The organism is Sulfuricurvum sp., assembly GCF_028710345.1.
Lineage (GTDB): Bacteria > Campylobacterota > Campylobacteria > Campylobacterales > Sulfurimonadaceae > Sulfuricurvum.
Window position 1 is genome coordinate 299458 of record NZ_JAQTUH010000002.1, and the last position, 12621, is coordinate 312078.

A 12621-nucleotide genomic window follows, 5' to 3' on the forward strand; every position below is an offset into this window, starting at 1 on the left:
TCGCGGGAGTGACAGTTACTACTTTTTATTTAATTGCGCTCGCAAACTATCTAAACTTTTGGTTGTCTCATCATCGAGCGGGACAACCGATATACTCACACTAATCCCCACCTCTTTTAGCCAATCAACATAGAGATTATCGATAATCGGTTTTTGTTCGTCTTTTCGAAAGAGGATAAAATCATCCCCTTGAAAACGGATAATCGGTAAGTGTGGATAGTGCTCTTGTAGCATCTGCGCGTAATGTTTGAGGAGATCATCCCCTTTATCCCAACCGTATGCTTTGTTAAATTGGCTGATATTACCCAAATTAATGAGCCATAATTGTTTGTATTTTGAAAAATCTGGCTCTAAAAAAAGAAAATTGAGGTAGGTAGAGGTGTAGACACCGGTGAGTTGATCTTTGTAAAAATAAGAAAATCGCTCCATCTCCATAGCCGTGGTAGGGCGTTGAGAATGATGAACTTCAAGTGAAACACTGGCTAGTGCAGTTAATGCAGCTTTGAGGACATCATAACGAAATTGCGTTTTGCAACTGAAGTTGAGTTCATGAACTGCTTCTTCTAATGTTTTTCTTGCTTTATAGATGCGATTGGTCGTCATTGCATCAAAACAATCGGCTATGGCTAAGATTTGTGACATGATTGGAATTTCATCACCAATCAATCCCAGAGGATAACCTGTTCCATCTGCACGTTCATGATGATAACGGATTATTTCAGCAATAGAAGCAAATATCTCCACTTTACTCAAAAGCTCATAACTCGCATTTACATGTTCTTCGATTAACTTTTTCTCTATCGGCTCTAACCTACCGGGTTTGAGTAATATGGAATCAGGTATCGCCACTTTTCCGATATCGTGGAGTGCCCCCGCACGGTAAATCTCCTCTTGTTGCTCTTCGCTCATCCCCATCTCTTTAGCGATCAGTCGTGAGTACTCTCCTACCCGTCTTCCATGTCCGGCAGTATAGTTATCACGTTGTTCGATCAACGATACGAGGGAGTAAAGATTTTGCTCATAAAGATCAATTTTTTCACTGATACGTCCATGTGCATTGCGATATCCCCAATATAAGCCGATTAGTCCGATTATCCAAATACAAATTACGAGGATTACATTAGGGCGGATTCCAGAGGCAAAAATTTCTTCGTATCGATCGAGTGGAATTTCAACCGACAATCCTCCACGAATATCACCGAGTTTATACCCTTGATTGGCGTGGCATTTCATACATTGTTGATCGATAAAAAACGGTTGCATGTAGTAGAGATTTCTTTTTGAAATCTCATAATGTTCTTTACGAGTAGTTTCGATCAGTTCTAGGGCATTTTTTTCCCATTTTTTTGGTTGGTTATTAGGATTGAGAAGCTTGAGACTGGTTAGATGCCCTTGGATACCGGAGTTTTGTGTATAGAGTTCTGAGATTTGTCGTAGCGCGTAAGCGGGGTTAAAGAGGGTAAGTTGTAAACCGTTAGTGGTATTGAGATCACGATTGGGGATAGTGAGATAGGGATTAGGTTGAGAATTGTTGTGATCGGCAACAACATAGACTCCCCCCTTGGAGGCTATCCATGAACGTAATGCAAGGTCTTTATTGATGCCGGTACGAGCTTCTAGAAGTGCCAATGACTCTATAAGACGATGCTTTTGGTAAACCATTATGGCAATAAAAATTGCTATTAAGACAGTCCATATAATGGATAATAAGATAAAAACCTTAGCAAGCTGTCGCTTTTCCAATAAAACTACCTTATACTATTAAGTATACGATAGTAACGCGATATTATTTAAACCACCCTTTGACTTTTTCAAAGGTTGATTCAAATAAAGATTCATGGGGTTTGGATTCAATCCCGAAACTCTCTTGAAGTTTTTGGAGAAGCTCCTCTTGTTCTCCTGTGAGACGATCTGGGTAGGTAAGGGTGATTTGGGCGATTAAATCCCCTTTGGCTCCTCTGCCGTGAACATCAGTGATTCCTTCGCCACGGAAGCGGTACTGTTGTTTATCTTTTGTCCCTCGCTCTAATTCTAGGGTCACCTCGCCATTGAGCGAGGGGATGGTGATATCTTCACCCAAAACTGCTTGGGTAAAAAATACCGGAACTTCGAGATAGACGTCATTGCCGTTACGGATAAAGTGGCTATCTTCTTCGACTTCAAATGTCACGTAGAGATCACCGCGTACACCGCTTTTACCTGTATTTCCACGACCTGAAACACGTAAACGGTTGCCGTTATCGATACCGGCAGGGACTTTTACGGTTACTTTTTCTTTGGCTTCAGTGTAGCTTTTACCTTTACAATCGGTACATTTTTCACTCGCCATTGTCCCTTCACCATGACATGCAGGACAGGTTTGGGAGAAGGTCATAAACCCTTGGCGCATGTAGACTTGCCCTTTACCGCCACATTGGCTACAAGTGGTTACTTTGCCATCTTTTGCCCCCGTACCTTTACACGTTTTACACGATGTTTTAGCGCTAAATGAGACCTCTTTTTCGCATCCGAAAACTGCCTCTTTAAAGCTGATACGCATCTCCACACCCATATCGAGCGGGAATTTGTCGCTTGGTGCGCGTGATTGACGACCTCGTCCACCACCCCCAAATCCATTAAACATCTCTTCGAAAATAGAGCCTAGATCATCAAATCCACCACTACTTCGACGACCACCGCCCCCTTGGAGACCCTCTTTCCCGTAGCGATCATAAATCGAGCGTTGTTGATCATCGCTGAGAACTTGGTAGGCTTCGTTACAGAGTTTAAACTTATGCTCTGCACTCTCATCACCTGGATTACGGTCGGGGTGGTAGAGTTTCGCCATACGGCGGTACGCTTTTTTAATCTCATCACCATTAGCATTTTTAGTGACTTCTAAAATTTCATAATAACTCAAATTTTCCACGAATTTACTCCGAAAAGACTATTTTTTTTGGAATTATACCATGAGAAAAAGAGTGTTAGCTTAATTGAGTCAAAGAGCATCAAGTTTTGATAAAAGAAGCAGAGAAATTTCGATAATCAAGAAGATAATTTTATGTAAAGAGATTTAAAATCGTAAATTATGGTAGTGTAGTACTAGAATTTATGGGAGTATAGGGTAGGAAATTAATTTTATCAATAGGCTATTTATTACAAGATCAAAAAATTATTTGATGTATCAATGCAATTTTATTGTATGAGTTTTGAGATTATTAGAGTACTCATAAAATGAAATTTTTAGTCTCATTGGCGTAGAATATACAACACTAAACATTTACGTGTTAATAAAGAAATAAAATGAAATACCGAATAATTAATTAAAGAGAAGCGATATGGAAGAAGAAAGTAATATTATCATCTACAATACCGCTGACGGCAAAGCTTCTGTTTCGCTCCTTACTAAAGATGGAACGGCATGGCTAAATCAAAATCAACTTGCCGAACTTTTTGTAACCTCTAAACAAAATATTAGTCTGCATATCATTAATATATTTGAAGAGGGAGAACTCGACGCGAATTCAGTTGTCAAGGATTACTTGACAACTGCCGCTGATGGCAAAAATTACTCCGTTTCTCATTATTCCCTTGAAATGATTTTGGCTATCGGATTTCGGGTGCGAAGTAAACGGGGAACACAGTTTCGACAATGGGCAGGTAAAAATCTAAGCGAGTATATGATTAAGGGCTTCGTGATGGATGATGAACGGCTCAAAAATCCTGACGGAAAACCAGACTATTTCGATGAACTTTTGGCACGTATCCGAGATATACGAGCTTCCGAAAAACGGTTCTATCAAAAAGTTAGAGACCTTTTTATGATTAGCCGTGATTATGATGCCAGCGACAAAGCAACTCAACTGTTTTACGCTGATGCTCAAAATAAACTCTTATTTGCCATTACGGGGCAAACTGCTGCCGAAATTATTGTCAATCGTGCGAATGCATCAGAAGCGAATATGGCACTTACCAGTTTCAAAGGTTCCATAGTCCGTAAGCAAGACATTTATACCGCAAAAAATTATCTCACAGAGGATGAAATCGATAGTTTGAACCGTTTTGTAGTGGTCTTTCTCGAAACCGCAGAACTCCGAGCAAAAAACCGTCAAGATGTGACAATGGATTTTTGGCGGGAAAATATCGACCGTATTATCGAATTTAATGACAAAGAAGTGCTCCAAGGGTATGGAAGTATCGGACATGAACAGATGAAAAAAATGGTTGAAAAAGTCTATGAGACCTTCAATGCAAAACGCAAAGCTATTGAGGCTATTGAAGCTGATGAACAAGACCTTGCCGAATTGAAACAGATTGAAGAGAAAGTAAAATCGCGATGAGTATCCAATCCGAAACAATCCCCGAAGGAAACTTTCTCATATAAATTGTATCGTATAGATGGTTTGGAACATCCTTTGCTACAATACGACTATGAAACGTTCCTTAGAGAAATTTAACACCCTTGTGGATGCATTGCAACAACTCCCCTCCATCGGTCAGAAATCGGCGACCCGTCTCGCGTACCATTTGGTAATGCACGATACGTTTGGTGCATTAAAACTCGCTCATGCTATCGAAAATGCGATTACCAGTCTCAAAAAATGCCGTTCATGCGGTGGGATTAGTGAGGATGAGATTTGCGAAATATGCAGTGATGAGCATCGTAATCATGAAATACTCTGTATTGTCGAGAATGCCAAAGAGATTTTGATGTTCGAGGAGAACGGACTTTTCGACGGTCGTTATTTTGTGCTTGGGTCTATCGAGGAGCTCGATATTGCCCATCTGCGCTCTATCGTCCAAAGCGGTATCAAAGAGGTGATTTTTGCTCTCACCCCCTCTATTTCGAACCAAGGGGTGATGCTTTACATCGAGGATAAATTACTCGATTGTGATGTTCGCTTTAGCCGTATCGCTCAGGGGGTTCCGACGGGGGTGAGTTTGGAAAATGTCGATATCCTCTCGCTTATAAAAGCGTTAGAAGATCGGGTGAGTATCTAAAGATTATCGGGTTTTCCGATGTGAAAGCCTTGGGCATAATCGATACCGAGTTGTTTGCATTTTGTGTATACCGCTTCATTACAGACGTATTCAGCTACTGTTTTAACATGAATTTTTTTCGCAAAATCGATAATCGTTTCTACGACAATAGCATGTTTCTCTTCGGTATCGATATTTTTGATCAACGAACCGTCAATTTTGATGTAATCAATGTTGAGTTTTAAAATATTTTCGAAACTCGAATATCCTGTACCAAAATCATCAATAGCTATTTTGGCTCCCATGGATTTCACTTGTTCAATAAAATGGGATACGATATCAAAATTCTCAATTCCTTCTGATTCTAATATTTCAAAAACTACCCTTTTTGCCGTCTTTGTCTCTTGAATGGAGTGTAAAATGAAGTTAACGGTAGATGGATTGGTTATGTCACTAATGGAAAGATTGATAGAGAAACTCTCGGAGCGGTTGGCAAACGCTTCACAGGATTGTTTGACAACACTTCGGGTGATTTCGGGGTAATGTTTGGTTTTTTGAGAAAGTTTAAGAAATGTGTTGGGATAAACAATCTTATGATCTTTGGTTTTTAATCGAACTAAGCTTTCGTATTTCGTAATCTCATTGGTCTCAAATGAGGCGATAGGCTGATAGTGACAAATAACATTTCCGGTTGCAACAGCATATTTAATCGTATTAGCCATTATGATATTATTTTCAAAATTTGTTTTTATTTGCTCATTTTCTTCGAAAAGAGATAGTGGTATTTTTTTCTCTTTTGACTGATGCAGGGCAATATCTGCAGAGATTAAATTTGCATGATTTCCATAAGCTAAACCGATAGAGGGGCGAATACTGATGGTTTGTTCATTAATGCTAAACGATTCGTCTTCTATTTTTAAAATCAGTAATTCCAGATGTTTGACGATATCTTCTAAACTAAATGATTTGTCGTAAATAAGTGCAAATTCATCACCGCTTAGGCGATACGTTAGATGATATTCATTTATAAAATTGGCAAATTGAATTAATATTTCATCTCCTGCTTTAATACCAAAAAAATCATTTATCTCTTTGAAATCATCAATATTGACGATGGCAATAGCGTTGATCAGTTGTGTTTGTAAATCTTCTTTGAGCTGATTGCGGTTTGGAAGATTGGTTAGAGAGTCATGATAAAATTGTTCTAACAACTCATTGGTTTTGTCACACACTTTTTCTTGGAGAAGGGAGTTAATCTCTTGTAGCTCTTTTGTAGCTTCATCAATTTTTGTTTGAAGGATGGAGTTGTCTTTTTTAAACATTTTTAGAAGATAGAGAATCGGAGAAAGCGATAGTAAAATAAGAAGTGCACCGGTCACTTCTTTGAGAGCAGCATTAAAAGATAGTGAACGTATAAGGGACAAATCAACATCTACTCCGATAACATACACTTTTCCTTTGTATGTTGTGTAGGGAATATAAATACTTCTAAATTCTCCCCATGCATCTTCAGTGAAGTCTTCATAAACAACATGTTTGGTGGTCAATGCTCTAAAAATGTGTTGGTTAGGTTCATAGATATCATAATATCGTGTGAGTTTCTTTCCTGTTTCAATCTCATCATCTGTGCCACTACTGGAGATAAAACGTAAATTTTTTTTCTGATCGAGTATCATCAGATAGATGTATTTAACACCAGACGCTTTTGCAAATTTGGAGAGAGCAATGATATTGTTCATATCTTCTGTTGCAGAAATTGAGGTTAGTGCTTGAGCACGATCGATGAAATCATCCCCAATAATTACCTGTGCTGCTATAGCAGTAGAGATAAGCTTTTCATCAATCGATTTTATAATGTTGTATTTTTGATTTTCGTAACTAAAAAACCCGTATCCGAAAATGACAAAAAAAGAAAAAACAATGGAGACGATGATTCTGTTTTTATGTAAAAATTGGAACAAGAATATCTCCTCACATCTATGAAATAAAATTAATTTTAATAAATCTTAATGATTATAATATGTTGGAGTAATGATGTCAAGCGGATTAAAAATTATTTTTTCCACGGTAGCATAAAGCGTTGCTCTTCAACTCCATGTATGACAAAATAAAGTTCATAATAGTGGTTGACGATAGTGGTAAAGATTTCCAAACTGTGTTGTGTCGTAGCAAATAAAATACACTCAGGGGGTTCTGATGGGGGTGAGTTTGGAAAATGTGGATGTTCTATCGCTCATACGAGCGTTAGAAGATAGAGTAAGTATTTAGGATGCAGGTTTTTCGATAATTTTCTCAGCTGTTCGTTGCAGTTTTATGAGTCCCGCACCAGTATAAACGTTACGAGGATTCCATAAAATCCATCCACAGCTTCCGAAATCTTCACTTGCGCGGATTTGGTCACGAATCTCTTTATCTCCGTAGATACGGCGATCAAAAGCGTAGTCTTTAAACGCTTGGAGCCAAGGTCGATAACACAATGGCGAGTTTGCCGATTTTGTTAATGCTTTATCGAGCGAATTTTTGACAATCTCATAGTTTGCTTTTACAGGATTCGGATAACCTGGGATTCCTGCGTTAAATCCTGATGGATAAAGCATCGGTGAGAGATAATCGACGAACGGAGCGAGGGCATCAACGCGTTGACCGATGTCGATGTCGGCATCATGCCAGCTGACGTAACCGAAAATATCGGCAGAGACAAAGACGTTATACGGTGTTAAGCGGGTACGCGCTGCTTCGAGGAATCCTGCGATTGCTTTTACACGGTTTGCTTGGGTGTTTTCAACCGAAAATTTGATTCCTTTGCGATCAGGGAAACGGACGTAGTCAAATTGCACTTCATCAAATCCTGCGGTTGCGGCATCAGCGGCGATATCGATTATGTATTTGTGTGCATCGGTACGGGAAGCATCAATCCAATAAAGTCCCTCTTTGTCTTTAAAGAGTGTTCCATCATCTTTTTTAACACCGTATTGAGGATATGCCGTAACAAATGGGGTGTCTTTAAAAGAGACGATACGCGCGATTACGTAAATCCCCTCTTTATGCAAGTCTGCAATAAAGCTTTTCATATCTTTGAATAAGATGATTTGTTGCGCACCGATTTTGTTAGCGATAGGGTTGGCTGTTTTAAAAGCGATTTGACCGCGATCCATTTTAACGTCGATAACGAGGGCATTGATTTCGGTAGAGCGGATAAGATTTTTAGCATTTCCCATAATTTTTCCACTGGTTGCACCGAAGCTGGATAGGTAGAGCGCTTTTGGGATAAAACGGTTCAAATACATTTTTCCGCCACTGGTATAAAATTTTCGTTCATACCCGACAGCGCGCACACCGATAAGTGATGCAGGTGGGACGCTAAAGCTTCCGTTGCTATCGGTGCGGTACTCTTTGTTTCCAGAGATAATTATGGCATCTTGGATAGGTTTAGAAGTGGCTTTGTCATAGACGGTGCCGGTAGTCATTGCACCCCAGCTTAAGCTTAGAGTGAGAGCCAATATTGCGAGTGCTTTCAATAGGTTTTCCTTGTGGAGTTTCAGTTGCGCAATAGTAGCAAAAAAAATGCCAAAAATGGGAGGTCTGAAGCGATTAAATGCTATTATTAATCTATCAATACCAAAAAGGTAATTATAAATATGTCATTTACGACTTTAGGGCTTAGCCCGCACCTTCTCGACACCCTAAATGAGATCGGATATACCGAACCGACACCGATCCAAAAAGAGGTGATTCCGATTGTATTACGAGGACGCGATATTCTCGGAGCGGCACAAACGGGGACAGGAAAAACGGCAGCGTTCGCCCTCCCGATACTCCATAAACTCATCAGTGCTAGTGATACAAAACAAAGCAGTGCCAGAGCATTGGTAATCGTCCCTACGAGAGAACTCGCCTCCCAAGTCGCCTCCGCGATTGAAACCTATGCGCAAGGGTTGGAGATTACAACAATTGCCCTCTATGGCGGAGCCAATATGGCACGTCAAGCCAAAGAGCTAGGGGAGGGGGTTGATATTATCGTTGCTACTCCGGGTCGTCTTATTGAGCTGAACAAACAAGGGCATATTCCGTTGTCTCGTATCGAGTTTTTGGTGTTTGATGAAGCCGATACCATTTTCGATATGGGCTTTATCCGCGAAGTGGGACAGATTATCGATCTTCTCCCCCTTAACCGTCAAAACATGCTTTTTTCAGCGACGATGACCCCTGCGGTGAAACAGTTGAGTGAAAAGATTCTTAAAAAACCGTTGTTAATCGAAATCGACAACCTCAAAGCTGCCGATATGACACTGCGTCAAGTGGTTCATCCAGTCGAAAAAGAGCGTAAAAAAGAGCTGTTGTCGTTTCTCATCGGTTCCAACAACTATCCTCAAGTCCTCGTCTTTACCCGTACCAAAGTTGAAGCCGATGAGGTAAGTGCCGATTTAGCGGCAAGTGGACTTAAAAACGTCGTCATCCACGGCGATAAAAAACACGGAGCGCGTGATCGTGCCCTCAGTGAGTTTAGAGAAGGGTCCGCCCGTATCCTCGTCGCTACCGATATCGCCGCACGAGGACTAGATATCGAGGGGCTAGACGTCGTTATCAATTACGATATCCCCCATATCAGTACCGATTATCTCCACCGTATCGGACGGACGGGTCGTGCAGGGAATGACGGACTCGCCATCACCCTTCTCTCCTCACAAGAGCATATCTCGTGGTCAAAAATTATCGCGATGCTCGGTAAAAACGTTGAGACTATTTTAGTTCCCGGATTCGAACCGCCAGCTGATAACGCACTCGTTAAAACACGAGGAAAAAGCCTCTCTAAAGATGCAGAGAAAAAGGGTAAAACAGAAGGTGCGTTCGGAAACAAACGTAAAAAAGCTCCCGTTCAGTCAAAATTTGCCACTAAACGTGGTCCTCGCATTGCGCGTGACGAACTTCCAGCTAAAAGCGACTCTTCAGCCAGAAGCAGTGCCTTCGGCAATGCTAAAAAACCTTCTCCTAAAAAATCGGGTGGACGGGGGAGATAACCCTCTCAACTATGATACAAATCTCCCACACCGTTAGTATCCAAGACTCTGAAATCGAGATAACCGCTATCCGCTCCCAAGGAGCTGGCGGGCAAAATGTCAATAAAGTCTCCACCGCGATCCACCTCCGTTTCGACATCAACTCCTCATCACTCCCTGATTTTTACAAAGAACGGCTCCTAGAGATCACCGATCACCGTATCACCAAAGAGGGTATCATCAACATCAAATCCCAAGAGTCACGCTCTCAAGAAGAGAATAAAGAAGCGGCATTGGAGCGGCTCAAGGAGCTTATCAAAAGCGTCACTATTGTTCAAAAAAAGCGTAAACCGACCAAACCGACTCGTAACTCACAGAAACGTCGGATGGACAGTAAGACGAAGCATGGGAATATTAAGAAGATGCGTGGGAAAGTTGATAAGGGGGAGGGGTAAGTAGCCTCACCACTTAAAAACATTACGCGGATAGAGCATTCTCCCCATCACAACCACACCAAATAGTATTCCGACATGACTCCAATCAAATGTGGCTCCGATTATCATAATAACTAAACAATAGAGTGCCATTACCGCTAAAAACCATCCGATGAGTAAAAGTATTAACAACGCTACGACACGGTATATCGTTCCGAGTGTATTGCTCATCGTTGCTCCTTTAACGCTGCTATGATTGCTTGGATTTGACGGCGGTGGATGAAGGTGTGCATGTACATAAACGAGTTCCAGTCGAAGTTGTTGAATGAGTAGAACCACGGATGGGATTTGGTCATTTTGGAGTGATGTTTTGGTAAATCGTTGAAAAAGGTTTTGTATTCATCGATAAAGGCTTTGAAATCATCGAGTGTACCGGAACGGTTGGCGAACGGTTTTACCCCTGCTATCGTAACTATTTCACTGTATTCTCTCTCCTGTGAGAGGGCGGTGATAACCTCCATCACTTTGCGTCCCGTGATGCAGAGGTGCTCGATCACCATGTTAAGGGAAAACTGGCGGGAATGATCTTCGATGGCGAAGGTTTTGTCGATAACGACTTGTTGTAGACGCTCCTCTTCACGCAACTTCTCCAAAAGAGAAATGATGATACGTGCTTCGCGCTTGAAAAGCCAAAAAGCGATTTGCCATGTAAAAAATGTCCTTACAAGTGGAATCAACAACAGCCGTATGAGTAAAAATTCTCCTCGCGGTAATCCGTCCCCCGGTTTTCCCTGTACCATATTAGCTCCTTACCCAATCAGATAGGTGCATGGTAGTATCAATCTTCTAAATTAAATCTTAAAATTAGTGTAAATACTCTAATTTATAAAATATTATTCGTATATGTACTCTAAATATGGTAGAATTTTCCCATGACAAAACCAAAAAAGATAACGACAAAAGAGCGGATTAAAAGGGCGGCAATAGAGCTGTTTAATGCCTATGACTCACTCTCTATCACGACCAACCATATCGCTAAAGCAGCGGGAATGTCTGCTGGAAATCTCTACTACCATTACCGTAATAAAGAGGAGATTATCCGAGAAATTTATTCGGATATATCACAGCAAATGGAATTATCAAAAAGTTTTGAAAAAATGGTTAGTTCCGATAACCCTTTGAGGGTATTGGATGAATCGCAAGAGCATTTTGGCGATCTGTTTTGGGAATACCGATTTTTTATGCGGGATGCTCCTGTGTTGATGGCTCTCGATAGTGAGTTAAAAAAGGTGTTCGTTGCTAATCAAGAGAAACGGATTATTCAGATAACAGGGCTAATTCGATTTCTTATCAGCGAAGAGATTTTAGAAAACATCGCTAAAGAGGATATTCCTCTGCGTGCTAAGCTCTATTGGTTCGTTACGGCATACTGGCAAGTGTTTGCCTCGATGGATGGTGAAGTGAGCCGTGAGTCGATACGGGAGACAAAAGAGACAATGTTTAAAATCCATATTGCCCCGTTTTTATCGGAGAAAGGGCGGGGGATGATTGGTGGATTGGAAGTCATCAACTCCATTTAGCTTTTTTAAACAAAAAAAAGTTACAATTTATCATTATCAATAATAAAAGGGTGTGTATGAAAGCAATAGGCGGAATTTTAGCGGCAGTTATCATTGGAGCAATCGTGATGATGTTCGCGGGGCATATGAACAGTGTCCCAACATTGGATGAGTCGGCAAAAGCCTCATGGGCGCAGGTACAAAACCAGTATCAACGTCGTGCCGATTTGATTCCGAATATTGTCGCTACGGTCAAAGGGTACGCCTCACATGAAAAAGAGGTTCTCGTCGGTGTTACTGAAGCGCGTGCCAAAGTGGGACAAATGAACATCACTCCGGCCGTTTTGAATGACCCTAAAGCATTTGCTGCGTTTGATAAGGCTCAGGGGGAACTTAGCAGTGCACTCTCACGGCTGATGGTGGTAAGTGAGCGTTATCCAGAGCTAAAAGCCGATAAAAATTTTATGGCGTTGCAGGTGCAGTTGGAGGGGACGGAAAATCGTATCACCGTTGCCCGTCGTGATTACATCCAGAGAGTACAAGTCTACAATCTTGAACTTCGTACGGTTCCGGGGCGTTGGGTAGCCGCAATCCTCTATCCCGATGCAACGGTAAAAGAGACCTTTAGCGCAGAGCCTCAGAGTCAAAAAGCACCAACCGTAGCGTTTTAAT

The 12621-nt window shown here is 41.1% G+C and carries 12 protein-coding genes; 6 read left to right on the plus strand and 6 right to left on the minus strand.

All coding sequences use genetic code 11. The annotated features are described in order from the left end of the window. Positions 1-18: 18 nt before the first annotated feature. Both PHC76_RS04010 and dnaJ read right to left on the minus strand, forming a co-directional pair. Positions 19-1662: an HD domain-containing phosphohydrolase gene (locus PHC76_RS04010; RefSeq protein WP_300209807.1), complete on the minus strand. Its 1644-nt coding sequence runs from the start codon at positions 1660-1662 to the stop codon at positions 19-21. A 124-nt stretch (positions 1663-1786) separates the two neighbouring features. After that, positions 1787-2908 (minus strand): molecular chaperone DnaJ, encoded by a 1122-nt coding sequence (gene dnaJ / locus PHC76_RS04015; protein ID WP_299971187.1) that lies wholly within the window; start codon positions 2906-2908, stop codon positions 1787-1789. A gap of 409 nt (positions 2909-3317) precedes the next feature. On the opposite strand from dnaJ, the gene PHC76_RS04020 reads away from it, so the two are divergent. Both PHC76_RS04020 and recR read left to right on the plus strand, forming a co-directional pair. After that, entirely contained in the window at positions 3318-4319 is a 1002-nt protein-coding gene (locus tag PHC76_RS04020; protein ID WP_299971184.1) for a virulence RhuM family protein, read from the plus strand. A 91-nt stretch (positions 4320-4410) separates the two neighbouring features. Then, the gene (gene recR / locus PHC76_RS04025; RefSeq protein ID WP_299971181.1) at positions 4411-4980 is read left to right on the plus strand and encodes a recombination mediator RecR; all 570 of its coding nucleotides are present in this window, start codon (positions 4411-4413) and stop codon (positions 4978-4980) included. Here recR and PHC76_RS04030 read toward each other — a convergent pair. Next, positions 4977-6920: a bifunctional diguanylate cyclase/phosphodiesterase gene (locus PHC76_RS04030; RefSeq protein WP_299971179.1), complete on the minus strand. Its 1944-nt coding sequence runs from the start codon at positions 6918-6920 to the stop codon at positions 4977-4979. The two genes, recR and PHC76_RS04030, sit on opposite strands and share 4 nt — an antisense overlap. A 303-nt stretch (positions 6921-7223) precedes the next feature. Further along, complete coding sequence (locus PHC76_RS04035; protein ID WP_299971176.1) at positions 7224-8477, minus strand: putative glycoside hydrolase; 1254 nt, start codon at positions 8475-8477, stop codon at positions 7224-7226. 120 nt (positions 8478-8597) lie between these two features. Between PHC76_RS04035 and PHC76_RS04040 the strand changes: the two genes are divergently transcribed. After that, positions 8598-9977 carry a DEAD/DEAH box helicase gene (locus PHC76_RS04040; RefSeq protein ID WP_299971173.1) on the plus strand — a complete coding sequence of 460 codons (1380 nt, stop codon included), beginning with the start codon at positions 8598-8600 and terminating at the stop codon, positions 9975-9977. Positions 9978-9997: 20 nt separating this feature from the next. Next, complete coding sequence (arfB, locus tag PHC76_RS04045; RefSeq protein WP_366943495.1) at positions 9998-10411, plus strand: alternative ribosome rescue aminoacyl-tRNA hydrolase ArfB; 414 nt, start codon at positions 9998-10000, stop codon at positions 10409-10411. Positions 10412-10417: 6 nt separating this feature from the next. Here arfB and PHC76_RS04050 read toward each other — a convergent pair whose 3' ends face one another. Both PHC76_RS04050 and PHC76_RS04055 read right to left on the minus strand, forming a co-directional pair. Continuing rightward, positions 10418-10621 (minus strand): hypothetical protein, encoded by a 204-nt coding sequence (locus PHC76_RS04050; RefSeq protein ID WP_299971166.1) that lies wholly within the window; start codon positions 10619-10621, stop codon positions 10418-10420. Continuing rightward, entirely contained in the window at positions 10618-11190 is a 573-nt protein-coding gene (locus PHC76_RS04055; RefSeq protein WP_299971163.1) for a hypothetical protein, read from the minus strand. Before PHC76_RS04055 ends, PHC76_RS04050 begins: the two co-directional genes overlap by 4 nt. 132 nt (positions 11191-11322) lie before the next feature. Here PHC76_RS04055 and PHC76_RS04060 point away from each other — a divergent pair, with 132 nt between their 5' ends. Together PHC76_RS04060 and PHC76_RS04065 are read left to right on the plus strand one after the other, a co-directional pair. Further along, a complete protein-coding gene (locus tag PHC76_RS04060; protein WP_299971160.1) occupies positions 11323-11970 on the plus strand; it encodes a TetR/AcrR family transcriptional regulator in 648 nt (215 codons plus the stop codon). A gap of 56 nt (positions 11971-12026) precedes the next feature. Then, entirely contained in the window at positions 12027-12620 is a 594-nt protein-coding gene (locus PHC76_RS04065; protein ID WP_299971157.1) for a LemA family protein, read from the plus strand. Position 12621: the final 1 nt, after the last annotated feature.